Annotated in this window: 26 protein-coding genes; 12 read left to right on the top strand and 14 right to left on the bottom strand. The window is 61.7% G+C overall.

Annotated elements, in window-relative coordinates; genetic code table 11:
- Positions 1–64 precede the first annotated feature (64 nt).
- The 5 genes from fghA to M3P21_RS04345 are packed head-to-tail and all read left to right on the top strand — an operon-like array spanning position 65 to position 3,505.
- Positions 65–895: an S-formylglutathione hydrolase gene (gene fghA / locus M3P21_RS04365; RefSeq protein ID WP_249707173.1), complete on the top strand. Its 831-nt coding sequence runs from the start codon at positions 65–67 to the stop codon at positions 893–895.
- On the top strand, positions 892–1,341 hold the full coding sequence (locus M3P21_RS04360; RefSeq protein ID WP_249707171.1) for a YaiI/YqxD family protein: 450 nt from the start codon (positions 892–894) through the stop codon (positions 1,339–1,341). The genes fghA and M3P21_RS04360 overlap by 4 nt, the downstream gene beginning before the upstream one ends.
- 30 nt (positions 1,342–1,371) lie before the next feature.
- On the top strand, positions 1,372–1,665 hold the full coding sequence (locus tag M3P21_RS04355; RefSeq protein ID WP_249707169.1) for an HAD family hydrolase: 294 nt from the start codon (positions 1,372–1,374) through the stop codon (positions 1,663–1,665).
- Entirely contained in the window at positions 1,662–2,576 is a 915-nt protein-coding gene (locus M3P21_RS04350) for an ornithine cyclodeaminase family protein (RefSeq protein WP_249707168.1), read from the top strand. Before M3P21_RS04355 ends, M3P21_RS04350 begins: the two co-directional genes overlap by 4 nt.
- Positions 2,573–3,505 carry an alpha/beta fold hydrolase gene (locus M3P21_RS04345; RefSeq protein WP_249707166.1) on the top strand — a complete coding sequence of 311 codons (933 nt, stop codon included), beginning with the start codon at positions 2,573–2,575 and terminating at the stop codon, positions 3,503–3,505. The genes M3P21_RS04350 and M3P21_RS04345 overlap by 4 nt, the downstream gene beginning before the upstream one ends.
- On the opposite strand, the gene M3P21_RS04340 is transcribed toward M3P21_RS04345, so the two are convergent.
- Complete coding sequence (locus M3P21_RS04340; protein WP_249707164.1) at positions 3,506–4,747, bottom strand: MFS transporter; 1,242 nt, start codon at positions 4,745–4,747, stop codon at positions 3,506–3,508.
- Positions 4,748–4,894: 147 nt separating this feature from the next.
- Between M3P21_RS04340 and zapE the strand changes: the two genes are divergently transcribed.
- Entirely contained in the window at positions 4,895–5,953 is a 1,059-nt protein-coding gene (zapE, locus tag M3P21_RS04335) for a cell division protein ZapE (RefSeq protein WP_249707498.1), read from the top strand.
- A gap of 123 nt (positions 5,954–6,076) precedes the next feature.
- Here the strand turns inward: zapE and M3P21_RS04330 are convergent, their stop codons facing one another.
- The 6 genes from M3P21_RS04330 to M3P21_RS04305 all read right to left on the bottom strand — a co-directional run bounded on the left by M3P21_RS04330 (position 6,077) and on the right by M3P21_RS04305 (position 12,630).
- Entirely contained in the window at positions 6,077–7,723 is a 1,647-nt protein-coding gene (locus M3P21_RS04330) for a tetratricopeptide repeat protein (RefSeq protein WP_249707162.1), read from the bottom strand.
- 163 nt (positions 7,724–7,886) lie between these two features.
- Entirely contained in the window at positions 7,887–9,215 is a 1,329-nt protein-coding gene (locus M3P21_RS04325; protein WP_249707161.1) for a S41 family peptidase, read from the bottom strand.
- A 6-nt stretch (positions 9,216–9,221) separates the two neighbouring features.
- Positions 9,222–10,355 carry a murein hydrolase activator EnvC family protein gene (locus tag M3P21_RS04320; protein ID WP_249707157.1) on the bottom strand — a complete coding sequence of 378 codons (1,134 nt, stop codon included), beginning with the start codon at positions 10,353–10,355 and terminating at the stop codon, positions 9,222–9,224.
- A complete protein-coding gene (gene gpmI, locus M3P21_RS04315) occupies positions 10,352–11,869 on the bottom strand; it encodes a 2,3-bisphosphoglycerate-independent phosphoglycerate mutase (protein ID WP_249707156.1) in 1,518 nt (505 codons plus the stop codon). Before gpmI ends, M3P21_RS04320 begins: the two co-directional genes overlap by 4 nt.
- A 105-nt stretch (positions 11,870–11,974) precedes the next feature.
- Positions 11,975–12,385 carry a hypothetical protein gene (locus tag M3P21_RS04310; protein ID WP_249707154.1) on the bottom strand — a complete coding sequence of 137 codons (411 nt, stop codon included), beginning with the start codon at positions 12,383–12,385 and terminating at the stop codon, positions 11,975–11,977.
- Positions 12,382–12,630 carry a hypothetical protein gene (locus tag M3P21_RS04305; RefSeq protein WP_249707152.1) on the bottom strand — a complete coding sequence of 83 codons (249 nt, stop codon included), beginning with the start codon at positions 12,628–12,630 and terminating at the stop codon, positions 12,382–12,384. Before M3P21_RS04305 ends, M3P21_RS04310 begins: the two co-directional genes overlap by 4 nt.
- Positions 12,631–12,776: 146 nt before the next feature.
- Here M3P21_RS04305 and M3P21_RS04300 point away from each other — a divergent pair, with 146 nt between their 5' ends.
- Positions 12,777–13,229: a DUF1203 domain-containing protein gene (locus M3P21_RS04300; protein WP_249707496.1), complete on the top strand. Its 453-nt coding sequence runs from the start codon at positions 12,777–12,779 to the stop codon at positions 13,227–13,229.
- A gap of 6 nt (positions 13,230–13,235) precedes the next feature.
- On the opposite strand, the gene M3P21_RS04295 is transcribed toward M3P21_RS04300, so the two are convergent.
- Positions 13,236–14,165 carry an ABC transporter ATP-binding protein gene (locus M3P21_RS04295; protein ID WP_249707150.1) on the bottom strand — a complete coding sequence of 310 codons (930 nt, stop codon included), beginning with the start codon at positions 14,163–14,165 and terminating at the stop codon, positions 13,236–13,238.
- A gap of 89 nt (positions 14,166–14,254) precedes the next feature.
- Between M3P21_RS04295 and M3P21_RS04290 the strand changes: the two genes are divergently transcribed.
- The 3 genes from M3P21_RS04290 (at position 14,255) to polA (ending at position 18,019) form a co-directional block, all read left to right on the top strand.
- On the top strand, positions 14,255–14,434 hold the full coding sequence (locus M3P21_RS04290) for a zinc-finger domain-containing protein (RefSeq protein ID WP_249707148.1): 180 nt from the start codon (positions 14,255–14,257) through the stop codon (positions 14,432–14,434).
- 19 nt (positions 14,435–14,453) lie between these two features.
- A complete protein-coding gene (locus M3P21_RS04285) occupies positions 14,454–15,119 on the top strand; it encodes a YrbL family protein (RefSeq protein WP_249707146.1) in 666 nt (221 codons plus the stop codon).
- 101 nt (positions 15,120–15,220) lie between these two features.
- Positions 15,221–18,019 (top strand): DNA polymerase I, encoded by a 2,799-nt coding sequence (gene polA / locus M3P21_RS04280; protein WP_249707144.1) that lies wholly within the window; start codon positions 15,221–15,223, stop codon positions 18,017–18,019.
- Between the two features lie 3 nt (positions 18,020–18,022).
- Here the strand turns inward: polA and M3P21_RS04275 are convergent, their stop codons facing one another.
- Positions 18,023–18,247, bottom strand: a complete 225-nt coding sequence (locus tag M3P21_RS04275; protein ID WP_249707141.1) for a DUF2798 domain-containing protein — start codon at positions 18,245–18,247, stop codon at positions 18,023–18,025.
- Between the two features lie 7 nt (positions 18,248–18,254).
- Positions 18,255–19,013: a hydroxypyruvate isomerase family protein gene (locus M3P21_RS04270; RefSeq protein WP_249707138.1), complete on the bottom strand. Its 759-nt coding sequence runs from the start codon at positions 19,011–19,013 to the stop codon at positions 18,255–18,257.
- 172 nt (positions 19,014–19,185) lie between these two features.
- Here M3P21_RS04270 and M3P21_RS04265 point away from each other — a divergent pair, with 172 nt between their 5' ends.
- Positions 19,186–20,121 (top strand): DMT family transporter, encoded by a 936-nt coding sequence (locus tag M3P21_RS04265; protein WP_249707135.1) that lies wholly within the window; start codon positions 19,186–19,188, stop codon positions 20,119–20,121.
- On the opposite strand, the gene M3P21_RS04260 is transcribed toward M3P21_RS04265, so the two are convergent.
- From M3P21_RS04260 to M3P21_RS04245, 4 genes are read right to left on the bottom strand one after another with little or no spacing between them, the layout of a single operon-like run.
- Positions 20,118–20,429 carry a hypothetical protein gene (locus M3P21_RS04260; protein WP_249707133.1) on the bottom strand — a complete coding sequence of 104 codons (312 nt, stop codon included), beginning with the start codon at positions 20,427–20,429 and terminating at the stop codon, positions 20,118–20,120. The two genes, M3P21_RS04265 and M3P21_RS04260, sit on opposite strands and share 4 nt — an antisense overlap.
- Entirely contained in the window at positions 20,419–21,471 is a 1,053-nt protein-coding gene (locus M3P21_RS04255; RefSeq protein WP_249707131.1) for a hypothetical protein, read from the bottom strand. The genes M3P21_RS04260 and M3P21_RS04255 overlap by 11 nt, the downstream gene beginning before the upstream one ends.
- Positions 21,468–21,875: a DUF4383 domain-containing protein gene (locus M3P21_RS04250; RefSeq protein WP_249707129.1), complete on the bottom strand. Its 408-nt coding sequence runs from the start codon at positions 21,873–21,875 to the stop codon at positions 21,468–21,470. The genes M3P21_RS04255 and M3P21_RS04250 overlap by 4 nt, the downstream gene beginning before the upstream one ends.
- Positions 21,872–23,359 (bottom strand): FAD-binding oxidoreductase, encoded by a 1,488-nt coding sequence (locus M3P21_RS04245; RefSeq protein WP_249707128.1) that lies wholly within the window; start codon positions 23,357–23,359, stop codon positions 21,872–21,874. Before M3P21_RS04245 ends, M3P21_RS04250 begins: the two co-directional genes overlap by 4 nt.
- 298 nt (positions 23,360–23,657) lie before the next feature.
- Between M3P21_RS04245 and M3P21_RS04240 the strand changes: the two genes are divergently transcribed.
- Positions 23,658–24,542 (top strand): ankyrin repeat domain-containing protein, encoded by an 885-nt coding sequence (locus M3P21_RS04240; RefSeq protein ID WP_249707127.1) that lies wholly within the window; start codon positions 23,658–23,660, stop codon positions 24,540–24,542.
- Positions 24,543–24,881 lie beyond the last annotated feature (339 nt).

Genomic DNA, 24,881 nt, shown 5'->3' with positions numbered 1-24,881 from the left:
CCTTTACAGGCCCGTCCGGCAAGGTTAGCGATACGATACAGCGGCTGGGTCAAGGATGGAACAAATGGAAACTCTCTCGGAAAACACCTGTTTCGGAGGCGTTCAGGGCGTCTACAAACACGCATCAGACGCGTGCAAATGCGACATGACCTTTGGCCTGTTCCTGCCCGCCGAGGCCAAGGATGGCCCGGTGCCGGTGCTGTGGTACCTGTCGGGGCTGACCTGCACACATGAGAACGCCATGACCAAGGCCGGTGCCCAGGGCTGGGCCGCCGAACAGGGCATTGCGCTGGTGTTTCCCGACACCTCACCACGGGGCGAAGGCGTGGCCGATCATGACGATTACGATCTGGGTCAGGGCGCAGGCTTCTATGTCAACGCGACCCAGAAACCCTGGTCCCCACATTTCAACATGTGGAATTATGTGGCCGAGGAACTGCCCGCGCTGCTGACCACAAACTTCGCCATCGACGGCGAGCGGCAGGCAATCACCGGCCATTCCATGGGTGGCCATGGCGCGCTGACGCTGGCGATGAACCTGCCGGGCCGGTTCCGCTCGGTCTCGGGCTTTGCGCCGATTTCCAACCCGACCGGAGCCGATTGGGGCCGCAAGCAGCTCAGCGCCTATCTGGGTGATGACGAAAGCAACTGGGCGCAGCATGATAGCACGCTGATGATGCGTGAAACCGGCTTTGACGGACCGATCCTGATCGACACCGGCACAAATGACCAGTTCATCAAGCTGCTGCGTCCCGAGGCGCTGGCCGAAGCCATGGCAGCGCGCCGCCAGCAGGTGATCAACCGGCTGCAGCCGGGTTATGACCACAGTTATTTCTTCGTCTCCTCCTTCATGGAGGACCACGTGACCTTCCATGCAGAACACCTCTGGTCGTGACGCTTTACATCGACGGCGATGCCTGCCCGGTCAAAGCCGAGGCGGAACGGGTGGCCACCCGCCACAAACTGCCGATGGTGCTGGTTTCAAACGGCGGGCTGCGCCCGTCGCAGAACCCTCTGGTGCAGATCGTGGTGGTCGATCAGGGCGCGGATGAAGCCGACAAATGGATCGCCGAGCGCTGCGGGCCGGGCGATATCGTGATCACCTCTGACATCCCGCTGGCCGCGAAATGCGTCGAGGCCGGCGCGCGCTGCCTGCGTCCCAATGGCGACGCGCTCACCGCTGCCAATATTGGCCAGCAGCTTGCGATGCGCGATCTGATGGCCGATCTGCGCGCCGCCAACCCTTTGGGAATGCAAGGCGGCGGCAAAGGCTTTACAAAAGCCGACCGCTCCCGTTTTCTGGACGTGTTGGAGCGGGAGGTCCGGGCGGCGACACGCTAGCAGGCTCTCACAGAAGAAGGAGCGCGCGCTGTGAAACCACAGGCCGTCATTTATGACATCGGAAATGTGCTGATCGAATGGCAGCCAGAACGCTATTACGACCGCGTGATCGGCGAAGACCGCCGCCGCGCGATGTTTGCCGAGATTGACCTGCAAGGCATGCACGAACTGGTCGATCTGGGCGAGCATTTCACCGACGACATGCCCAATAACATCACCGCCGCACAGGCGCGCGGCTGGCAGACCCACCATTTCGACGGACCGAAAAGCTGCGCCGAACGGCTGGTCTCCGATGGGTTAGTGACACAGGATCAGGCGGCATGAGCATCCCGATCATCCCCTTTGACGAGGGCGAGGTGCTGCTGGATTGGGTCGAGCTGACCCAGGCGCTGGCCGACGGGCACGCCCTGCCCAAGGCCGAAATCGGTGATACGTTCCTCTATCGCGGGCAGGACACGCTGCTGTCGCGCGCGGCCTGGATCGACGGGCTGGGCTTGGCGGTAAAAACCGCGACCGTCTTTCCCGCCAATCCCGATCACGGCCAGCCGATGATCCACGGCTCGGTGAATCTTTTTGCCGATCGCGACGGCATATTGTCCGCGCTGATCGATTTTCATCTGGTCACCAAATGGAAAACCGCCGGTGACAGCCTGCTGGCTGCGCTGCACCTCGCTGATCCCGACAGCAAACGCATTTTGATCGTTGGCGCGGGCACCGTGGGTCAATCGCTGTGCGAGGCATTCGCGGCCGGATTCCCGCAGGCGCGCCTGTCGATCTGGAACCGCACCACCGCCAAGGCAGAGGCGCTGGCAAAGACCGTCGGAAATGCCGATGTGGCGGCAACACTGCCGGATGCGGTGAACGCGGCAGATATCGTGGTCTCGGCCACCATGTCCTCGGACCCGATCATCAAGGGCGAGTGGTTGCGCCCCGGCCAACATATCAACCTGATCGGCGCCTACCGCGCGGATATGCGCGAGGCAGATGATGACGCGCTGCGCATGAGCCGGGTCTATGTCGACAGTTTCGACACCACCATCGGCCATATCGGCGAGATCAAGACGCCGCTCGATGCCGGCGTCATCACCCGCGAGCATCTACTGGCCGACTACTACGATCTGAGCGCCTTTGCCCACGATCCCGCCAAACCCACGCTGTTCAAGAATGGCGGCGGCGCGCATCTGGACCTGATGACCAGCCGTTATATCCTCGAAAAATGGCAGGAGGCCCAATGATCCTTTTTCTTGTCCTGATCCTGCTGGCCATGATCGTGGCGCTGCCCTACTACACCGAGGCGCGGCGCAAGGTGATGGATGATTCAGAGCGATCCGACGCGCCCGGCCATTTCCTGCAATTGTCGCAAGGGCTGACCCATGTGAAATGGGGCGGCGCGGTGCGTGGCCCGGTTGCGGTCTGCGTGCATGGGCTGACCACGCCCTCTTTCGTGTGGGACAGCGTCACCGAAGGGTTGGGTGCGATGGGTTATCGGGTGCTGACCTATGACCTCTATGGACGGGGCTACTCGGACCGGCCTGCAGGGGAACAGGATGCGGCGTTCTTCCTGCAGCAACTGGAAGAGGTGCTCGCGGTCGAAGAGATCACTGATGAGATCACGCTGATCGGCTATTCCATGGGCGGCTCCATCGCCACCTGCTACGCGGCGAAACACGCCCCGAAGATCCGCCATCTTGTCCTGATCGCCCCGGCAGGCATCCAGATGACGCTTGATGGCCTGTCCCGGTTCATCCGCGACATGCCGGTGTTGGGCGACTGGCTGATGATGCTGCTCTTCCCCTACAAGCAGCGCAAGGAAACCGAGGCCGAACGCGCGCTGCCCTGCTCGGTTCCCGATATGGCTGATCTGCAACAGCGGGAGTTGAACTATCGGGGCTTCATCGCTGGGGTTCTGTCCAGCCTGCGCGGCATGCTCAGGCAAGAGCTGGAAGTCGAGCACCGCGAGATTCATCAGGCCGGGCTGCCCGTACTGGCGATCTGGGGGCAGCAAGACAGGATCATCCCGATCTCCGCCATGGGCAAGCTCACCACCTGGAGCCGCATGGCCCGCGAAGAGATGGTCGAGGGCGCAGGCCACGGCCTGACCTATACCCACACCGATCAGGTGCTGGACATTATGCGCGAACGGCTGCGCGAAGGTCTGAACTGATCAGGCGGCCTGCGGACTGGGTGTGCGGGTCTCGCGGATCGGCAGATGGACCACCGCGCTGAAGGCGCCCACGGCCACGCCGACCCACCAGACGGCGGTGTAATCGCCATAGGTGTCGTACATCCGCCCCCCCAGCCAGACACCCAGAAAGCCGCCGATCTGATGGCTGAGGAAGACAAACCCGTAAAGCGTGCCCATGTAGCGCAGCCCGTAGAGATGCGCGACCAGCCCCGAGGTCAAAGGCACCGTCGCCAGCCACAACGAGCCCATAAGCACCGAAAAGATGATGACCGAACCGGGCGTGATCGGTAGCAGGATGAACACCGCAGCGATGATGGTGCGCGCCGTATAGATACCGGCCAGCAGGTATTTCCTGGTGAAATGCTTGCCCGCCCAGCCCGCCGTTAGCGTCCCCGCGATATTGGCCAGCCCCACCAGCGACAGCGCCACCGCCCCCAGCGCCGAGGTTGTGGTGATGCCCATGGAATGCAGCACGCCGCCCACCTCGATCGGGCCGCACATCTCGGCCACAAAGGCCGGGAAATGCGCAGTGATGAAGGCCAGTTGATACCCGCAACTGAAAAAGCCCAGAAAGATCAGCGTGTAGGACGGATCGCGAAACGCTTTTTGCAGGATCGCGCTCAGACTTTCCTCGACCTCCTGCTTGCAGGCTTGCACCGGGGGGCGCATCATCGGCAGGGTCAGCACCAGCGACAGGATCGCGATGGCAAAGATCACAAACACCATCTGCCAACTGATGAACCCCAACATCCACTCAGCGGCAGGCGCGCCAATCACCTGTCCGATGCTGCCCGCAGCGGTCACGACGGCCAGCGACATGGAGCGGTTTTCGTCCGAGGATGCCCGCCCAACCACCGCCAGCACGACCCCGAACCCGGTGCCCGCAATCCCGAACCCCACCAGCCAGGCGTTCAACTGATGCCCCAGCGGCGTGGTCGAGGCCGCCGACAACACCATGCCCAGCGCATAGATCAGCGCCCCCAGAACGATGGCCCTCCGGTCACCCAGCTTTTCCGAGATCGCGCCAAAGATCGGCTGCCCGATTCCCCAGGCGAGATTCTGGATCGCAATGGCCAGCGAGAACTCGCTCCGCATCCAGCCGAACTCGTCCGAAATCGGGATCTGGAACACGCCGAAAGAGGCACGCACCGCAAAGCTGACGGTGATGATGATACAGCTCACGATCAGAACTGGCGTTATCAGGCGGGTGTCTCGGGTCATCTGGCGTCTCAAATCAGGCGGTCTGACGGTATTCGAAATATCACGGCGGTCAAATCAGGAGTTTTGCGGGCAACGATCAGGGAATTTGATATGCGCCACCGCGCGCGGCGCTTTCCAATTCTGCCTGCCCTGCGCTATGGCTTCGGAATGACGGATCTGACCACTCTCTATGCTGAACGCGTCGCTGATGGCACGCTGACGCCCGATGCCGCGCAGGAAGCTGTTCTGCCCGAGTTTGACCGCATCCACGCCGCGCTTTCTGCGCCGATCAAACGCGGGTTGTTCCGTAAGGCGCCGCCGCCGCCAAAAGGTCTGTACCTCTGGGGCGGGGTCGGGCGCGGAAAATCCATGCTGATGGATATGTTCGTCGACACATTGGGCGATATCCCGGTGCGCCGGGTGCACTTTCACGCCTTCATGCAGGAAATCCACAGCCAGATGCATCAGGCCCGCCAGAACGGCGTCGAGGACGCGCTGGCCCCGGTGGCCGAGCAGGTGATCGCAACGGCCAAGGTTCTGGCCTTTGACGAGATGCAGATCTCGGACATTACCGACGCGATGATCGTCGGGCGGCTGTTTCAGGCGCTCTTTGATGCCGGGGTGGTGGTTGTCACCACCTCGAACCGCCTCCCCGACGACCTTTACAAGGACGGGCTGAACCGGCAGCTGTTCCTGCCCTTCATCGACCTCATCAAGGCGCGGATGGAGGTCTGGGAGATGGTCAGCCCGACCGATTACCGCCAGAACCGGCTGGAGGCCTCGCAGGTTTACTTCACACCGATCGGACCCGAGGCGCGGCAGGAAATCCAGTCGGTCTGGAGTGATCTGGCAGGCGGCCACGCCGAGCCGCTGACTCTGCAGGTCAAGGGCCGCGCGGTCACCCTGCCCGCCTTCCGCAACGGCGTGGCGCGGGCGACATTCTATGACCTGTGCGGCCATATGCTGGGGCCGGGCGATTATCTGGCAATTGCGGATGCGGTGAAAGTACTGGTGCTGGAGGATATCCCGCGCCTGTCGCGCAACAACTTCAACGAGGCGAAACGCTTCGTCACCCTGATCGACGCGCTTTACGAGGCAAAGGTGAAACTGATCTGCTCGGCGGCGGCGGCGCCGGACATGCTCTATGTCGAGGGTGAAGGCACGTTCGAGTTCGAACGCACCGCCTCGCGCCTGCACGAGATGCAAAGTGTCGAATGGGGAAGCTGAGGACGCTGGCCCGGTTGTTCCTGCAGAGCAAACCAACCGGAAGCCCTATTCGCTCACAAAGCGGCAATCATCGCCAGAGGAGGCCGTCAAACGTCGTGTCCACCTGCGTTTAGCCCTGTAAAATCACTCCGCTGCCAGGTTTTTCTGCCGACAATAGCAGGACGCCTTGATTGGCACGTCCGCGCGCGCAACAGCCTTGTCGAGCTGTAGCTTGATATGCGCCGCTTCTACCGTCTCACCACGTTGGGTCAGGCATTCGTGCAAGCCATGCAGGCTCCAAACGTTACCCGGGTGCTGGCAGGCCCGGCTAAGCGTCGCATCCAGCCCGAGGTCGGCGCGATAGACTGCCTCTGCTTCCTCAACCTGGCCCTGTTCCAACAAAAGCGCACCCAGAGCATGGCGCGTGGGCTGCATCCAACCCCAAGGCTCGTCATATGGCAGGGTGTCATCGATTTCGACGGACTTGCGCAGATGGCTGAAGGCAGTTTCATGGTCACCTTGATGGTAAGCCAACTCGCCCAGCATCATCTGCTCGGCGACCATCAGGATATCGCGGCAGGTGTTGTTGAACAGCATTCGGCTTTCCGGCACCCGTTCGAGCGCTTGATAGAACAGCACCTGTTCAGCCTCCGCCTCTTTGGTCCGCTGCATATTGGCAAAGGCCACCGTGCGCGCATATCGCATCATGGCCAGCGTGACGCAGTAAAGGTCTTCATCCTCGGGCAAAGCCTGATCGAGAATCTCCTGCCAACGCCCGAATCGGATCAGAACATGTTGCTTCATCGGAATGAAGCCTTCGAACCAGTCTGCCATGGGGCGAAGCGTCTTGGACGGTAACGTGCTTATCAGCTCATCGGCGGCCTCCAGCGCTGCGCCGGGCTGGCCCAGAAACATCGCGCCATAGATTTTGAAATGAAAATTGTGACAGCGATAGACCGAATAAAAATTATCCGCACCTGCGCGCTTTAGAAATCTCCGATCCGCGACAATCGCCGCTTGGTTCCGCAAAACGACATTCATGTAGTCCCCACAGAGCACATCCACATGCGTTGGCATGTGCAGAAGATGGCCCGCATCGGGCACCAGCCTGCTGAGCGCATCACCGTGGCGCAGCGCGCGTTCGGGATGCGGCGACATCTCCATCAAGTGAATGTACATGTGCAACAGGCCCGGATGCTGCCAAGCCCCCGGCAAGGTTTCAAACGCCTTATCGAGGACGGCGATGGCTTCCAGCGTATCCGCCCCTTCTGCTGGCTGGCCGGTCGGCAGGTCCCAAAGCTGCCAGGGCGTTCGGTTCATAATCGATTCGGCAAAAACCGCACATATATCGAGATCGTCAGGGTACTTCGCGTGGGTTTTGCGCATCTCATCGGCGAAGGCGTCGTTCCACGGGCCAAAGTCCTGAACGTCCGATGTCGTGGGATAGCGTGCGGAGACTGCGTCAATCAGAGCGCGCTCGACCGGCCTCAGATTGGCCAGCAACGCGTTTGCCGCATTGATTGAGGAATTGGCCACCGCGATGCAATCCGGCTTTTCTTCTTCCTCGAAAGTTTCCCACGGTTTGTTGTAGTTGGGACCAATGCAATAGGCGATGCCCCAATGGGCCATTGCGCAGCCGGGGTCGGCTGCCAGAGCTTTCCCGAAACAGGCAATCGCTTCTTCGTGGTTGTATGCGTAAGTCCAGACCAAACCACGGTCGAACCACAATTGTGCCTCCTCTGACAAGGTCGAAACCTGCCGAGAGTACGCGCCAAGGTCGTAGTATTCCATCGCAATGGCTCCCTTCTTCCTTTGCCCGCAGCTTATCCGATCAACCTCGGTTCACAAAATGCATCAAATCGGTGATGTGCGCGAACCGGACGTTCTGCCATCAAAAAAGCCGCGCCATAGGCTGGCGCGGCTTGGTCATCTCACCCCTGCGGTCGCGCAGGGCTTATTCGTTGCCGAAGGCGGACAGCCCCTTCAGGATGTCGATGGCATAGGCCATCTGATAATCCTGCTCGCGCAGTTCTGCGGTGGCTTCGGCCTTGGCGCGATCCTCTTCGATCTGGCGAATCTCGTCCTCGGTCAGGCTGTCATTGTTCAGGCTGCCGCGCAGATCGGCCTCGGAACGCGAGGGGCGGTCATTCTCTTCCTCTTCCTCGGCGGGTGTGCGGCGCGGCTGTTCCACGATGATATCGGGAGAAACGCCCAGCGCCTGGATCGAGCGCCCGGACGGCGTGTAATAGCGTGCCGTTGTCAGCCGCATCGCGCCTTCGCCGCGCAGCGGCATCACGGTCTGTACCGATCCCTTGCCGAAGCTTTTCGTCCCGACGACGATGGCCCGCCGGTGATCCTGAAGCGCGCCCGCGACGATTTCGGAGGCCGAGGCCGAACCGCCATTGATCAGCACAACGATCGGCTTGCCATCCGCCAGATCCCCTTCACCGGCGTTGAACCTCTCGCCATCCTCGGGGTTGCGGCCCCGGGTCGAGACGATCTCGCCTTCTTCCAGGAAGGCATCCGACACCTTGATCGCCTGCGTCAGCAATCCGCCGGGGTTGTTGCGCAGGTCCAGCACGACACCGTTGATCTTGTCCATGCCACCCGCTTCATCAACCTGCTCCATCAGCCCCTCTTCGAGGTTCGCGAAGGTCTGGTCGTTGAAGGTGGTCACCCGCAGCACCACGCTGGTGCCCTCGGTGCGCGCCCGCACGGCGGTCAGCTTGATCGTGTCGCGGATGATCGAAACATCGAACGGTTCCTGCTCGCCTTCGCGCACCACGGTGATGACGATTTCAGAACCAACCGGCCCGCGCATCAGGTCCACCGCCTTGTCCAGCGTCAGGCCCAGCAGGCTTTCGCCGTTGACATGGGTGATGAAATCTCCGGCTTCGACACCGGCCTCATCCGCCGGAGTGCCATCCATCGGCGAGACCACCTTGACGAAGCCCTCTTCCTGCGTGACCTCGATGCCCAGACCACCGAACTCGCCGCGGGTCTGCACCCGCATCTGCTCGGCGTCATTGGGCGAGAGATAGCTGGAATGCGGGTCAAGCGAAGTGAGCATGCCGTCAATGGCCGCCTCGATCAGTTCGCCAGCCTCGACCTCTTCGACATATTGAATGCGAATACGTTCGAAGATGTCGCCGAACAGGTCAAGCTGTTCATAAACGCTGGCATTTTTCTTGGCTTCCTGCGCGACCAGAGGGCCCGCCACCTGTGAGGTGACGATGATCCCCGCCAATGAGCCGCTCAGGGCCGCAATCACGAATTTCTTCATGCTGGTTTATCCATCCTTCTCGGTTTGGAACCACGTCTCCGGGTCCACCGGGCTGCCGCCCTCTCTGACTTCTATATAGAGCGTTTCCGACCTGTCAGTTCCAGTGCCATCACCGCTTAGTGACAAAATCGTGCCGATTTCAGGGGCGGCACCACCCATCAGACCCACAGGCGTCCCCCTTGGAATGACCTGCCCGGCCTCGCCATAGACCTCGTTCAGCCCCGACAGCACAAAGAGCAGGTCGGGCTGCGGTTCCAGAATGACCACATTGCCCAGGTCCAGCAACGGCCCGCGATAGCGGATCGTCGCCGCCGTTGGCGTCGTGACCAACGCCCGGGGGCGGGTGGCCACAATCATGCCCTCCCGCGTGATCCCCGCCGCATCCGCCGCCCCGGCCTTGTGCAGCAGCACACCCGACACCGGAAGCTTGATCGCGCCTTTGCGTTCCGAGATATCGGCATTGGTCGCGGCGATCTCCGCACCTGCGATCTCGGACAGCCCGCTTGCAAAGGCATCCAGCGTCTCAGTCGAGGAAATCAGGATCGCGGTGCGCACCGGGTCCTCGGCGAAGCGTTTCGGCAGATCGGTCCGATCCGCGACCGCCTTGCTCAGTTCCGATCGCGCGGTCTGCACCCCGGTCAGCCCCTCCTGCAGGGTGGCAAGCGCGTTTTGCTGGATGCTGCGCAGGTCGCTGACCTCTGCCAGATCCTGCGACAGGGCCTGTGCACGCTGGTTCAGACCCGGCGTCACCTCGGCCAGCATCATGCCCGACCGCGCCACGCCCAGCGGCCCGGAGGGATGCAGCAGCAGCACCGGGGGTGGCGCGCTTTCCATTGTCTGCAGCACGCCGATCAGTTCCGAAATCTCCGCCTCGCGGGCCTGCAGTCGCGCGGTCAGCTCGGCCTCCCGGCTCGCGGCGCGGCGCAGCCCGTCGCGCATCGCCTCCAGCCCGGCCTCATAGGCCTGCACGGTCGCGGTCAGCGCCCTGACCCGGTTGCGGGCGCCGTCGGCTTCATCCAGCGCCACCGAGGCTTGTTGCAACATCTGCGACGCCAGCCGCGCCGCCTCGGACGGGTCGCTTTCGGCGCTCGCCACTCCGGCCCAGAGACAGACCCCGACTATGGGTCCGGCCCACCTCATGCCAGCAGGCTCTCGCCGGTCATTTCCTCGGGCTTCGGCAGGTCCATCAGTTCCAGCAGCGTCGGCGCCAGATCGCTGAGGCGTCCATCCCGCAGCCGCGCACCATCCGGCCCGCCAACCAGCACCACCGGGACCGGGTTCAGCGTATGGGCGGTGTGCGGGCCGCCCGTAACCGGGTCGACCATCATCTCGCAATTGCCATGATCAGCCGTCACGATCATCGCGCCACCTGCCTTGTTCAGCGCCGCAACAACCCGCGCCAGACCCTGATCCACCGCCTCGCAAGCCTTGATCGCGGCATCCAGATCGCCGGTATGTCCGACCATGTCGGGGTTGGCGAAATTGGTGACGATCAGATCATAGCCCGCCTCGATCGCCTCGACGAGTTTGTCGGTAACCTCGCCCGCCGACATTTCGGGTTGCAGGTCATAAGTGGCGACCTTGGGCGATTTCGGCATGAAACGGTCTTCGCCAACCTCTGGCACTTCCTTGCCACCGTTGAGGAAGAAGGTCACATGCGGGTATTTCTCGGTCTCGGCCAAACGGAACTGGCGCAGGCCTTGTTTGGCGACCCAAGCGCCCAGAGTATTGACAACCCTGGCCTTGGGATAAGCGGTGGTCATGTAGCCATTGTGGCCATCGGAATACTCGACCATGCCCAGTAGTGCCGCGAGTTTCGGGCGCGCACCGGTCTCGAACTCGGAAAAATCCGGCTCGCCGATGGCCCGCAGGATTTCGCGGGCCCGATCGGCGCGGAAGTTCAGGCAGAAAAATCCGTCGCCGTCGCTCAGACCGGCATAATCGCCGATGACCGTGGGAAGGATGAACTCGTCGGTCTCGCCTGCCGCGTAAGCGTCAGCCACAGCGTCGGAAGCATTGGCGGCCGTGCGCCCCGCGCCCCGGATCATCGCGGCGTAAGCCTGGCTGACCCGTTCCCACCGGTTGTCGCGATCCATCGCATAATAGCGGCCACAAACGGTGACCACGCGCGCGTTTGGCGGCAGCTGCGCCTGCAGCTCCGCCACAAACCCGGCGGCGGATTTCGGGGCCACGTCGCGCCCATCGGTGATGGCATGCAAGGCAACCGGAACACCGGCCTCGGTAACCGCCCTCACAGCGGCGAGGATATGGGTGATGTGCCCATGCACCCCACCATCGGACACCAGCCCCATCAGATGCGCGATGCCGCCGGTGGCCTTGGTCTTGGCGATGAAATCCAGCAAGGCGGCGTTCTCGAAAAACGACCCATCCTCGATGGCCAGATCGATCTGGCCCAGATCCATCGCCACCACCCGGCCCGCCCCGATATTGGTATGGCCAACCTCGGAATTGCCCATCTGCCCGCTTGGCAACCCGACATCGGGACCATGGGTGATCAGCCGCGCATGTGGGCCGTTTGCCATGATCGCATCGAAAGTGGGGGTTTTGGCCAGATAAGGCGCGTTGGCGGCGGTGTCATCGGACAGGCCCCAGCCATCGAGAATACACAAAACAACGGGCTTGGGCGCGGGCATGGTCAGAAACTCCGGAAGCTGCTCTTGCTGCCTTCTATCCTCAGGCGTCCCCATGGTGAACCGCCTTTGTCGCGTCCGCCCGCGTGCGGGTCAAATTAATTTGCCTTAATGCAGGCCTGCCCGCGCGGTTCCCGGCAGCAGGGGCACGCGCCGTGCAAGGGGGGAGGACAGGGCGTCCAGGGAAAAGTACCCGTCCAGCAGGCCCTTACCCAGCAGATCCGGGTTTTGGGTCAGAAACGCTTCGGAGCTGGCGTGGGACGCCTGCGCCATCCGCTCGGCGATCAGGCTGAGATAGGCGAATGTGACAGTTGCGTTGAACTTCTCGGGCACGCCCGCCGCCGCCGCAAGGGCACGCAAACCACCGGCATAGATCGCCATCGCCTCGAACACCTCGTGGCGTGACAGAATTTCATAGGCCACGCCCAGATGGGCGCGATGGCTGAAGCCCTCGGGCCTCAACGTCCCGGCGGCCATTTCCTGCGCCATGGCCGTGTAATCGTAGCGTTCCTGGGTCATGCAGGATCCTCCGTCAGGCGGTGACTGTCCTCGGCGGTCAGGTCCAGATCGTAAACCGCCCTGAGCGCCGCGATCTTCTGCAGCGTGGCCTCCGAGAACGGTGCTTTGCCTTCAAACGCATGCAGCGCCATGCCCTCGATCAGTTCAGCCACCGACATGTCGAGATACTCGGCCAGCCCCTTCATTGTTTTCAGCAGTCTCGCTTCAAGGCGCAGCCCGGTCTGCACCCGCGTGATGTTTTTCATGGTCGCTCCACAGCAGTATTTTGATATCTTGGTATCAAGATAACATCCCGAGCACAACCTTCATTGCGCAGGAAACGGATCGCCCCGAACCATGCGGATCAGCCAGACTGCCAAAAAAAGGAGATCACCATGCCCAGAATAACCGCCTGCCCACTGATCAGGTCCGCGCATATCAGTCGGGCGCGCCCGACGCTTATGGCAACGCGCCAGAGCGCGCCACCTCGACCGGAACCGGCAATCCCTGTCGCCATTGTCTGCGCAATATACCCGAGGGCGCAGCGATGCTGATCCTGGCGCATCGGCCTTTTGACGCGGTGCAACCCTATGCCGAAACCGGCCCGATCTTTCTGTGCGCCGCGCCTTGCGAGCGGCATCAGGATACCGGCGCGCTGCCCGAGGTTCTGACCACCGCACCCGATTACCTGATCAAGGGCTATGGCGCGGATGACCGGATCGTCTATGGCACCGGAACGATCACCAGCTCCCAGACCCTGCTGGACACCGCAAGCGACATCTTTGCGCGACCGGAGATCGCCTATGTCCACATCCGCTCGTCCAGCAACAATTGCTATCAGGCGCGGCTGGATCGTGACGCGTAACGCCGCTCAGCGCGCGGCGGTCAGGGACAGGAAGACATCCTCCAGATCGGCTTCCTCGGTCTTGACGTCGCGGATCGTGATACCCGCGTCCCGGACGGCGGCCAGAACCTGCTCGGCACTGGTGCGGCGGCTGAAATAGTTCAACACCAGCGCGCCGTCCTCGCGCTTATGCGCCTCGATACCCTCAGCCTGCGGCAGGGTCGCATCCGGCCCGTCGGGCACGATCACCATCGACCGCGCATCAAGGCGGCCCAGCAGGTTGGCGGTGCTGTCGCGCGCCACCAGCGCGCCATGGTTGATGATGGCGATCTCGTCGCACATCGCCTCGGCCTCTTCCAGATAATGGGTCGTCAGGATGATGGTCATGCCCTGCTGGTTCAGCCTGCGCACATTGGCCCAGAGCATCTGACGCAGTTCAATATCCACACCTGCCGTCGGTTCATCCAGCACCAGCACATGCGGGTGATGCACCAGCGCCTTGCCCAGCAGCAACCGCCGCCGCATCCCGCCCGAGAGCGTGCGGGCATAGGCCTCGGCCTTGTCACTCAGGCCAACCAGTTCCAGAATCTCGTCGCTGCGGCGTTGCGATTTGGGCACACCGTAAAGCCCCGCCTGCACTTCGAGCGCGCCGCGCGGGGTGAAGAACGGGTCCAGGTTCAGTTCCTGCGGCATCACCCCGATCGAGGCACGCGACTGCCGCGGGTTGGCATCCTGATCAAACCCCCAGATCGTGACCTTGCCCGATGTCTTCAGCACCAGCCCGGCCAGAATGTTGATCAGGGTCGACTTCCCGGCTCCGTTCGGACCCAGCAGGCCAAAGACCGACCCGCGCGGCACTTGCAGGTCGATGCCGTTCAGGGCCCGCTTGTCGCCCATGCCGCCACTGCCCTTATAGGTCTTGACCAGTGCTTCGATCCGAATGGCGTCCTGCGTCATCTGACGGTCTTGCCCCTTGCTGGCTCATCGCTCATAAAAGCACCTAATCCAAGCCCGCCGGGCCGACAACACCAGAAGGACTGCCAGCGATGAGTATAGACGCGCCGGAAACCAGAACCGCCGAGACCAGCCGTGTTTCCTGCGATGGCGGCGAAGGCGCCCTGGGCCACCCACGCGTCTGGCTGCAGATCCCCGAGGACACCGGCTGGGTCGAGTGCCCCTATTGCGACTGCAAGTACATCCTCAAGGGCCACGCCCCGCAAAGCTGACCCAGTTGACGGAGGCCGGATGCTCTTTGCCGCCAAGCTTTTCCATCTGTCCGATCTGGAACCGGTCGCCAGCGGCGGGCACCGAACCGTCTATGCCTGTCCGGGCGAGCCGGACCTGCTGATCAAGATCAAACCGATCAGGGAATATTACGCCAACCACACCTGGGCCAAGCGGCTGGCTTGGAAGCTGTTTCCCGATTCCGTTCACCGCAACACCCTCAAAGAGATCGAGTGCGAGCTGAAAACCGCACTGAAGGTCGGGTCCGAGATTGCGCGTACCCCGCTGGCCCGCTCGCTCGGGGTGGTGCAGACCGATCTGGGGCCGGGCTCGGTCTTTGAACGCATCACCAGCAAAACCGGAGAGCTTGCGACCCATCTGTCCTCGATCTGCCACGACGGCCAGTTGAGTGACGCGATGCTGCGGGACCTCAACGATCTGGTGGGCAGGCTGTTCCATTTGCAGGTCGTCGCGCGCGACATTCACGAGGCCAATATCGTTTATGGTCACCGCGGCGAAGTCCAAGGGTTCTTTCTGATCGACGGCTATGGTGAACGCAACATGATCCCCCTGCGGAGCATGAGCCGCAGGCTGAACGACCGCTCCCTGAACAAGCAGATGCGCAACATCGCGACCCGGACCGGGCTGATCTGGGACAAGGCCACCCGCGCCTTTTCGAAGCCCTGAGCGACACCGCCTTTGGGCTGTGATTGCGGGCAGTGATTGCGGCCACTGCGCAAATGCCCGATAACGGCCCCGACACCTGAATTCCGACAAGGGCGCGCGCGATGACCTCCAACTTTGGCAAAGGCTGCCACCTTCACCTGATCGACGGCTCGGCCTTCATCTTTCGCGCCTATCACGCGCTGCCGCCGCTGACGCGCAAGTCCGACGGGTTGCCGATCGGGGCGGTCGCGGGCTTTTGCAACATGCTGCAGAAATATGTCGAGGATAACGCAGGTCCCGATGCGCCGACCCATGTTGCGGTGATCTTCGACAAGGGTTCGCACACGTTCCGCAATGACCTCTATGATCTCTACAAGGCCAACCGCGAGGCGATGCCCGAGGATCTGCGCCCGCAGATGCCCCTGACCCGCCAGGCGACGCAGGCCTTCAACATCGCCTGCAAGGAACTCGAAGGGTTCGAGGCCGACGACATCATCGCCACATTGGCCGTTCAGGCACGCGATGCCGGTGGCCAGGTCACCATCGTGAGTTCCGACAAGGACCTGATGCAGCTGGTGGGTGACGGCGTCGAGATGTTCGACGCCATGAAGAACCGCCGGATCGACCGCGATGGCGTGTTCGAGAAATTCGGCGTCGGGCCGGAGCGCGTCGTCGATGTGCAGGCGCTGGCGGGCGACAGCGTCGACAATGTGCCGGGCGCGCCGGGGATCGGCGTGAAGACTGCCGCGCTTCTGATCAACGAATATGGCGATCTGGAAACCCTGCTGGACCGGGCCGAAGAGATCAAGCAGCCCAAACGCCGCCAGACCCTGCTGGAAAAGCGCGAGCAGATCGAGCTTTCGAAGAAACTGGTGCAATTGGACGAGGCCACGCCGCTGGATTTCACCCTCGACGATCTCGTGGTCAAAGACCCCGAGCCCGAGGCGCTGATGGCGTTTCTGGCCGAGATGGAGTTTCGCACCCTCACCAAACGCATCGCCGACCAACTGGGGGTCGAGGCACCGACCATCAAGGACGCACCCGCCAAGTCCGAGGCCGAACCGCAGGAAGACATCCCCTTCGATGCCTCGAACTATGAATGCGTGCGCGACGCCGAGGCGCTGCAGCCCTGGCTCGGCCAGATCCGGGAACGCGGCTGGGTCGCGGTGGATACCGAGACCACCGGACTGAACGAAATGATCGCTGGTCTGGTGGGCATTTCGCTCTGTGTCGAACCGGGCACGGCCTGTTACATCCCATTGACCCACCGTGCCAGTGCCACCGATGACCTGTTCGGCTCGGACGAGTTGGCCGAGGGGCAGATGCCACTCGAAGAAGCGCTGGCGCTGCTGAAGCCGGTTCTTGAGGACCCGTCGATCCTCAAGATCGGGCAGAACATGAAATATGATGCCAAGATCTTTGCCCGATATGGCGTGGCTGTTGCCCCTATCGACGACACGATGCTGATGTCCTACGCGATGCATGGCGGTGAGCACGGGCATGGCATGGATACGCTCAGCGAGCGCTATCTCGACCACACGCCGATCCCGATCAAACCGTTGCTGGGATCGGGAAAATCGGCGATTACCTTCGACAAGGTCCCGATCGACGACGCCACGGCTTATGCGGCTGAGGACGCCGATATCACCCTGCGCCTCTGGCAGCATTTCAAACCGCAATTGCATCAGGTGCAGGTGACGACCGTTTACGAAACGCTTGAACGCCCGCTGGTGCCGGTCCTGACCGAGATGGAGATGCACGGCATCAAGGTCGACCGAGAGACCCTGAGCCGCATGTCCAACGCCTTCGCCCAGAAGATGGCGGGGCTTGAGGCCGAGATACACGACCTGGCGGGCGAGACCTTCAATGTCGGCTCACCGGCGCAATTGGGCGAGATCCTGTTCGACAAGATGTCGCTGCCCGGCGGTAAGCGCGGCAAGACCGGAAAATACTCGACCGGCGCGGATATTCTCGAAGATCTGGCCACCGAGCACGAATTGCCGCGCCGGGTGCTGGACTGGCGGCAGTTGAGCAAGCTGAAATCAACCTATACCGATGCGCTGCAGACGCATATCAATCCCGATACGGGCCGCGTGCATACGTCCTATTCGATCACCGGGGCCAACACGGGGCGTCTGGCCTCGACCGATCCGAACCTGCAGAACATCCCCGTGCGTACCGAAGAAGGCCGCCGCATCCGCGAGGCCTTTGTGGCAGAGCCGGGCAATGTGCTGCTGTCGCTCGACTATTCCCAGATCGAACTGCGCATTCTGGCCCATATCGCCGGGATCGACGCGCTGAAACAGGCTTTTGCCGACGGGCTGGACATCCACGCCATGACCGCCTCCGAGATGTTCGACGTGCCGCTCGATGAGATGACGCCGGACATCCGCCGTCAGGCCAAGGCGATCAATTTCGGGGTGATTTATGGCATTTCCGGCTTTGGTCTGGCGCGCAACCTGCGTATTCCGCGAGCCGAGGCGCAGGGCTTCATCGACCGCTATTTCGAACGTTTCCCCGGCATCCGCACCTATATGGACGACACGGTCAGTTTCGCCAAGGAACATGGCTATGTACAGACCCTCTTTGGCCGCAAGATCCACACAACCGAGATCAATGCCAAAGGCCCGCATGCAGGCTTTGCCAAGCGCGCCGCCATCAACGCGCCGATCCAGGGGACCGCCGCCGATGTAATTCGCCGCGCAATGGTGCGGATGCCTGCGGCAATCGCCGACTTGCCTGCAAAAATGCTGTTGCAAGTGCATGACGAACTGCTGTTCGAAGTTTCTGAGGACGCGGTGGACGCAACCATCGAAGCGGCCCGCGATGTGATGGAGGGTGCATCAGACCCCGCCGTCAAGCTGGATGTGCGGCTTGTGGTGGATGCGGGCAAAGGCGCGAACTGGGCCGAGGCACACTGAGGCTCATCGGCGCGTCTTGCTGTCCACCCATCGCCGGATACGCGGCCCGGCGATCAGGATGATGACAAAGGCAATCGGCCAGCTCAGGCTCCACGCTGCCATCCAGTCGCCGAAGGTCTGCGGCCCCAGACCGATGGCCTTGATCGTGGCCACACAGGTCACGATGCAGGACATCAGCCCCGATGTGATCAGGCAGAACACCGGATGGGCAAAGCGGGGCGGGATCATGACGGGTTCACTTCCATGACATCCAATCCAGTGTGTCGGCGGTATTGGCGCGCGAGGGTGTGTATTCGGCACTGACCCAGCCGGAATAGCCACTGGCGTCTATAGCTGCGAACAGCGCCGGGAAATCAATCAGACCCGGCGCGGGTTCGCTGCGATCGGGGACGGCGCCAATCTGGGCGTGAAACGCCCCCGCGCCAAAACGTTCCCAGATACCCGCCGCATCCCCATGGATCATCTGCGCGTGATAGCTGTCATATTGCAGCCCCACATTGTCCCGCGCGACCGCCGTCAGGATATCGGTCGCCAGCTGGTAATCGTTCAGGAAATACCCCGGCTGCGCCACCGGGTTCAGCGGCTCGATGGTGAAGCGTTGCGCCGGGGCCTGATCAGCAAGCCATTGCAGGTTCTGCACAAATGTCTCGAACGCCCCCGACCCCGGATCATACCCGGCCATGACGTGAATGAGGCCCGGCCTGATCTCACCAACAAAGCGCAGCATGCGCCGCATGTCGGAGCGAAACCGCTCTTCGCCGCCGGGAATGGCGGCATAGCCCGGCGTGCCGCCGGCGTAGTTAGGGGGTGGTGCATTGATCAGAATCAGGTCAAGCCCGTTGGCCAGCAGCCCGCGATGGGTTTCTTTGGCGGGGTGTTCGTAGGGGTAAAGAACCTCGACCCCTTCGAACCCCGCCCGCGCCGCCGCGCGAAACCGCTCGGCATAGGGCAGTTCCCGGAACAAATGGCTGATATTGGCGGCAAATCGGGGCATGGGACCTCTTTGTCCGACAGACAAAACCGCCAAACCGGTCACGCGGCAAGACCCAAACGATCAAAAACGACCAATTGTCGAATTCAGACCAGATCGGGGGCGCGGGATGATCTGAGATGTTCGGGACAGGGCGATTCGGCCCGGGTCTTCACACATTCAACAGGATCGCGGAATGCCTCTCGGACCCGATCCCGTCCGTGGCCATGGTGCTGGCTACGGCGGGCGCAGCATTGCGCTGAACGGCAACCTGCTGGGCATGTCATCGATGATGATGTGGGCGGCGGGGTTTCCCGCAGCCGAGGTTCTGCTGCAGACATGGCCACCGCTGACCCTGATCACTGCGCGCTTCGCGGTCGCGGTGTCGCTCATGATTGCGATCTGGCTCTGGATGGACGGCCATCGGCAGGTTCTGGGCGCCAACTGGACGCGCGCCTGCTGGGTCGGAGGCATCGGCTTTGGCGCCGGGACCTATCTGATGTTGCTGGCGCAATCTCTGACCGACCCGGTCACCGTTGCGCTGATCGCGTCCTGCGCGCCGCTGGTTGGCGCGGTGCTGGAGCTTTTTGCAAAGACCAGGCGGATGAGCTGGCGCTTTGCGCTTGGGGTTGCGGCCTCGATCACCGGCGGGGTGGTTGCGACCAGCGCGCTGGAACCCAGCCAGATCGGGGTCGGTGCCGCCTGCGTTGTGATTGCAACCGTTCTTTTTACCTGGGCCGGCATGGCGACCGCACGCGATTTCCCGAACCTGTCCACCATCGGGCGTGGCACGATCACGCTTGCCGGGGGGTTGATCGCGATGTCGGTGATCTGCCTGACCGGCTTTGCCGTTGGCCATGATCTGATGCCGCTTGGTCCGGTCGACACCAGCCAGATCGGCATGCTGCTGATCTATGCCTGCCTTGCGTTGGGGCTAAGCCAAGTGTTGTTCGTCGCCTCGATCAGCAAATTGGGCGTAACGGTTGCGTCCTTCCACATCAACACCGCGCCCTTTTACGTGATGATCATCATGGTGGTTCTGGGGGCCGGGTGGAATTGGTTGCAGGCGTTGGGCGCGGGCATCGTGGCACTTGGGGTCGTTCTGGCGCAGGGCGGCCAGCGCCCCGCCTAACCCCGGCCTTGTTTCAGCGCTTGTTTGGGCAGCGGCAGACAGCCCGGCAGGCCCGCAGGCAACACCAGTCGCGCCCCGGCCCGGTAAAGCCGCATCGCCGCGCGCGGATCTTCTGCGGCAAGCGTCACGGTGACCGGCCCTGCCGCAAGCACAGACATGTCCGGATCCAGCCTGTCCACGAAATCCGAAGACGGCAGCACAACCACATAAGCCGGGGCCGCATCTGTCATCAGGCTGACCGCCACCAGCGTCAACAGCCAGCCCAAAACGAGCAGCGGCAGGGCAAGCAGAACCTGCCTAATAGTCATGGATATGTTCCAGTTGCAGACCAGCGCTGTCCAACTGCCGCAGCGTTTCGGCCAGATCCGCGACCTTTACCACGATCAGATGGCGGTAATCCCCATAGCCCTGCCGGGCAAAGCTGTAGAGCGCGTCGGGCTGCCCCGCCTTTGAAGAAATCGCGGTGAACAGGATATCGTCATTGCCGGCGATCTCGACGAAGTCGATGCCATCCCCCGCCATCTCGACCAGAAGGGTGGTGAGCGCGCGATAGCGCGGTGTTTCGATGACAAAACCCTCGCTATGCCTTTCGACAAGCTCAACACCGTCATAAGATGCAAGGCCAATCGGATCGGTTCCGTCCACCACCATCCGCAGGGTCAGTTCATCCGCCCCGACCCCGTCGACGGCAGCAGCGATCACATCCGCATAAGCCGCCTTTGCCGCGTATTCGAGGCCAAGCGCCGTCTTGCGTTCGCTATCGCGAAACCCCTGACCCTGCACGGCGTCCAACGCCTCGGCATCCATGCGGAAATCCCATTTGTACCACGGAATCTGCTGCAGGAACCGGGCATACCCCGCCGCCTGCTGCGCCGACAGATCATCCGTCTGGGTCCTCTCACCCCCCCGGATCATCGTGGCCACACGCCCGATGGTTTCCTCATAAGCGGCCTTCAGCATCAATTCGAGCGTAAAGCTCGATCCGATCACATAGACCATCTGCTTGGTCGGCCCGTCGATGCCGCCATGCGCGGCAGATCTTTCGGACAAGTAGCAGAGCGAGGACCAGAACGCCCCGATGCTGCGCAGATAGCTATAGTGATGCGGATCGCCGGTGCTGATCACCTTGCCGTAATCGTCATAGGCGTGAACGATGTGCCATTCCGGATAGGTCATGAACGTGCGCGATTCCGCCCGGTGGTGTTCCGGTGGCAGCAGCGCGACATAATCCTGAGCGACCGGCTCGCCCTGACAGCGCGCCTCGACATAGATAACCGGTGCCACCAGCACGACGCCCAGCAGCGCGAGAACCAGCAGCAGCCGCCCTGCCCAGCGCCAGAGGAACCTCATGCGTGACGCTCGATGAACAACCCCGCGTAAAGCCCGAAGCCACCAAGGGCCAGATGCGGCAGGTTCGCCAGGAAGCGCCCAAGCGACAGATCCATCCCCAGCGAGGCGTTGGTGAAGATGCCCATATCCAGAAACCCGTACCCGGTGAAAATACCGAAAATGCCATCGCCCAGATAGGCCGCGCCAAACAGGATCAGGAACATCCGTGCCGCATTGCGCGACATCAGCCCTGCGACCAGTGCCCAGAGCGCCGAGGCCACATGCAGCGCATCATCGTAGAGGTCGAGCGCGAAGATGCCGAAGGCCAGCCCGTTTTCATCGGTCAGACCGGGGATATAGTTGATCGAGGCCGCGATCATCAGCGCAACGAAGTAGAAAATCGCGATTTTCTGGAGTGTGCTCATAGCTTGCTCAGATACCTGTCCCAGAAGTTGTTCCGCAAGACCAGATCGGGGTCCAGGTTGCGTTTGCCGGCGGCAAATTCCAGCGCCTGCGGATAGGCCGCAACCAGCTGGTCAAGCCGCGCATGCGGGCGGTAGGGCAGATAATAACAGCCGCCAATGGCCACGATCCGGTCGATCAGCGCCTCGGTCATCCGCGCCATGTCGGCCTCGGCCCGCTCGGTCAGTTCCTGAGAGAACGACATGACCGCAGCGATCCGCGGCACCGTCGCATAAGACAAGGTGCTTTCGGCGTCGGTCGCCACATATCGCAGAGTGACGTTGAGAAATTCCTGATACGAGGCCGGAATCACCTCGCGGCAGGCGATCAGGAAATCATTGAAGCGGTCAAAGCCCACGAAATACTCGTGCAGGATATCGGTGCGGTCCGGGTTGCGGTCATCCAGCGTCACCACCGGTTCGTTGATCAGGCTGTTGCGGGTCACGTCGCCGCTGCTCAGGCTCGGGCCGACGGTTGTTTCATTCCACCAGCGGAAATCCTTCATCGGTTCGCTGCCCAGCTGGGCGCGGTAGATCCGGCTTGCAACATGTGCCATCCAACCCGACCCGGTAGCGGGCGGCAGGTTCTGCTGATCATCCGTCTTGCGGTAGGTCACCAACAGCGCCTCTTCGAAAAACACTGCGCGTTGCACGTTCAGCCGACCATAGGCCATTGTGACCTCAGGGTCCGCAAGCGCTGCCTCGAAGGCCTTGCTGAATTCATCCGCAGGCATGACCTCATACAGCGGATAGAGCCGCGCGTTGCGCTCCGTCTCGACCTCCATGTCGACAATCGCGCCGATCAGGCCATAGCCACCCATCGCATGACCAAACAGATCGGCGTTCTCGCTGCGCGAACAGGTGACCAGATCGCCCGAGGGCAGCACCATCCTGAGCGACCGGACGGTCGAGCCCATCGGACCCAGAGGCACCGGCCAGCCATGCGCATTGACGCTATAGGTCGCGGCTACCCCGAAATCGTTGTTTGATTGCATGACCTTGGGCGAAAAGCCAATCGGGTCGAGCGTCGCGATCACATCCGACCAGCGTGCCCCGGCATGGACGCGGAAGACACCAGCATCTATGTCCGGTTCGATCCAGCCGTTGTCAAATGTGACGGCAATGCCATCGCGCGGGATCGCCTGCCCGCCCATCGAGTGCCGCGCCGCGCCGATATTGAAGGCGCGCCCGTCCTGCTGTGCTGCACGCATCTCGTCGCGGACGGCCTGCACCAGCGCGTCGCCAGGGTCTTCGCCAATGACGATATGTTTGTGGATCGGGGTCGCCGACAACCCGCTGGCATCGTTGAGCACCCCCTCACCCGAAGCAGGTACAATCCGTTTCGCCCCGGCATAAACGGGCTGCTTTGCACCGAACCGCTCTGCCGCGACCCAGCCCGCCACACCGCCCGCGCCCACCAGGAACGCACGTCGCGCAAATTTTTTCATCAGGTCTCCACCATGTAACCACAACACAATTCCAGCCTGAAGGACCACTTGCCGAAGGCGTGGCCCTGTCATCCCGACAGTATCCGCTGACTGACCAAAAGCGCAAAGTCATGAATCCCACCGCTCTGACACGAAGATGCCTGGCATGACAGAGCCTCTTTCAGGGGCCCGCATAGACGGTCCTAATTTCGCCCAAGGTCAGCCATGAGCCGATAGCATACCACTCCGAAATACTGAACTGACGCAGGAAATGTGTTACTGTTCTAGCGAGTTGATCGCCGAGTGCGGAGGGAACTCAATGAGAGATTTTGCTGCAAGTCTGTTTGCATTGACATTTTGTATCCTCTCAACGGCCGCATCAAATGCTGGCGAAGTTGCAGATGCGGCTCGGTCAGGAGACGTTGAAGCCCTGATCATCCTACTGGACAAGGGCGCACCCGTAGATGAACCGGGCGTTGCTCACCCACTTCATTTCGCACTCATGTCAGGGCATGAAGAAGCCGCTGGTATATTACTGGCGCGCGGCGCCGATCCCAACGCCGACACTGCACTCGGCACACCATTGATGGTAGCGGCAGGTCGAAAACGGATTGGCCTCGTGGAGTTGTTACTTGCAAACAAGGCAGACCCAAATATCGCAGGAGGGCGTGAAAAACGCACTCCGCTGCACACAGCGGCCTTTTCTGGAGCCGCGGATATCGTTCAGGTTCTTCTTGATAACGGTGCTGACCCGTTGGCACGCACGAAATTTGGCGATCCGCCACTTCATCTGGCAATGCAGAAGAACCATTTCGCAGTTGTGGATTTGCTTGGGGAAGTTACAGTTTGGAAGCCGCCTCCATCACCTACAGAAGCTGACATCTCAAAAGCAGACGAAGAAATGGGTCGCAAAGCGGTTGAAACATGTAAAATTTGCCACCCGATCAGAGCGGGCGAGTCGGCCAAAGGCCCCTCGCTATGGGAGATTGTTGGTCGGCCTGTGGCCGGTTTTGAAGGGTTTCCATATTCGAATGCGATGCGTGAAGAAGGCGGCGTATGGGATATCGCCAGGCTAAATGCATTCCTCGCGGACCCGAAGATGGCCATGCCCGGCAATATGATGGCAGCCAGCAATGATCGTATTGAAGTGACTGATCAAGAAACGCGTTGGGCTCTTATTGCGTATCTGGAGACACTCAAGTGAAGACGCGCAATTTCTAAACCACTACCGGCTTCTTTGGTTGCCGCCGGTGATGCAAGAGATTTCTGACCGTTTTGACATGTGATCGATGGCGGTGTTCTTTCAGGCCTCTTTTGCGGCGCTGCTAGAAGCAGCCAGCCGGTTTGGTGATCTGCGGGACAGGTCCATATCTGACGTGCGAGCTTTGCAGCTCTGCCGGTAGCACTGGTTTTCCCAGCCCAGATCTGCGCGATCCTTGTGCCCATTCAGGTCGTCGCTCGCTCACATTCCTGCCAGCGCCCGCGTTAGCGAGCTTTGGCATGTTGCTCATCCCAATGCCGTAATAGGGCTGGACCTGTCGCG

The organism is Ruegeria spongiae (genome assembly GCF_023502395.1).
GTDB lineage: Bacteria > Pseudomonadota > Alphaproteobacteria > Rhodobacterales > Rhodobacteraceae > Ruegeria_C > Ruegeria_C spongiae.
Note: the sequence above shows the minus strand (reverse complement) of the source record. Positions and strands in the feature narration are given on the sequence as shown.

Excerpts from the sequence above, each read along its gene's own strand:
- fghA (WP_249707173.1), top strand. The coding sequence starts at position 65 with ATGGAAACTCTCTCGGAAAACACCTGTTTCGGAGGCGTTCAGGGCGTC.
- M3P21_RS04350 (WP_249707168.1), top strand. The coding sequence starts at position 1,662 with ATGAGCATCCCGATCATCCCCTTTGACGAGGGCGAGGTGCTGCTGGAT.
- M3P21_RS04345 (WP_249707166.1), top strand. The coding sequence starts at position 2,573 with ATGATCCTTTTTCTTGTCCTGATCCTGCTGGCCATGATCGTGGCGCTG.
- M3P21_RS04340 (WP_249707164.1), bottom strand. The coding sequence starts at position 4,747 with ATGACCCGAGACACCCGCCTGATAACGCCAGTTCTGATCGTGAGCTGT.
- zapE (WP_249707498.1), top strand. The coding sequence starts at position 4,895 with ATGACGGATCTGACCACTCTCTATGCTGAACGCGTCGCTGATGGCACG.
- M3P21_RS04330 (WP_249707162.1), bottom strand. The coding sequence starts at position 7,723 with ATGGAATACTACGACCTTGGCGCGTACTCTCGGCAGGTTTCGACCTTG.
- M3P21_RS04325 (WP_249707161.1), bottom strand. The coding sequence starts at position 9,215 with ATGAAGAAATTCGTGATTGCGGCCCTGAGCGGCTCATTGGCGGGGATC.
- M3P21_RS04320 (WP_249707157.1), bottom strand. The coding sequence starts at position 10,355 with ATGAGGTGGGCCGGACCCATAGTCGGGGTCTGTCTCTGGGCCGGAGTG.
- gpmI (WP_249707156.1), bottom strand. The coding sequence starts at position 11,869 with ATGCCCGCGCCCAAGCCCGTTGTTTTGTGTATTCTCGATGGCTGGGGC.
- M3P21_RS04310 (WP_249707154.1), bottom strand. The coding sequence starts at position 12,385 with ATGACCCAGGAACGCTACGATTACACGGCCATGGCGCAGGAAATGGCC.
- M3P21_RS04305 (WP_249707152.1), bottom strand. The coding sequence starts at position 12,630 with ATGAAAAACATCACGCGGGTGCAGACCGGGCTGCGCCTTGAAGCGAGA.
- M3P21_RS04295 (WP_249707150.1), bottom strand. The coding sequence starts at position 14,165 with ATGACGCAGGACGCCATTCGGATCGAAGCACTGGTCAAGACCTATAAG.
- M3P21_RS04290 (WP_249707148.1), top strand. The coding sequence starts at position 14,255 with ATGAGTATAGACGCGCCGGAAACCAGAACCGCCGAGACCAGCCGTGTT.
- M3P21_RS04285 (WP_249707146.1), top strand. The coding sequence starts at position 14,454 with ATGCTCTTTGCCGCCAAGCTTTTCCATCTGTCCGATCTGGAACCGGTC.
- polA (WP_249707144.1), top strand. The coding sequence starts at position 15,221 with ATGACCTCCAACTTTGGCAAAGGCTGCCACCTTCACCTGATCGACGGC.
- M3P21_RS04275 (WP_249707141.1), bottom strand. The coding sequence starts at position 18,247 with ATGATCCCGCCCCGCTTTGCCCATCCGGTGTTCTGCCTGATCACATCG.
- M3P21_RS04270 (WP_249707138.1), bottom strand. The coding sequence starts at position 19,013 with ATGCCCCGATTTGCCGCCAATATCAGCCATTTGTTCCGGGAACTGCCC.
- M3P21_RS04265 (WP_249707135.1), top strand. The coding sequence starts at position 19,186 with ATGCCTCTCGGACCCGATCCCGTCCGTGGCCATGGTGCTGGCTACGGC.
- M3P21_RS04260 (WP_249707133.1), bottom strand. The coding sequence starts at position 20,429 with ATGACTATTAGGCAGGTTCTGCTTGCCCTGCCGCTGCTCGTTTTGGGC.
- M3P21_RS04255 (WP_249707131.1), bottom strand. The coding sequence starts at position 21,471 with ATGAGGTTCCTCTGGCGCTGGGCAGGGCGGCTGCTGCTGGTTCTCGCG.
- M3P21_RS04250 (WP_249707129.1), bottom strand. The coding sequence starts at position 21,875 with ATGAGCACACTCCAGAAAATCGCGATTTTCTACTTCGTTGCGCTGATG.
- M3P21_RS04245 (WP_249707128.1), bottom strand. The coding sequence starts at position 23,359 with ATGAAAAAATTTGCGCGACGTGCGTTCCTGGTGGGCGCGGGCGGTGTG.
- M3P21_RS04240 (WP_249707127.1), top strand. The coding sequence starts at position 23,658 with ATGAGAGATTTTGCTGCAAGTCTGTTTGCATTGACATTTTGTATCCTC.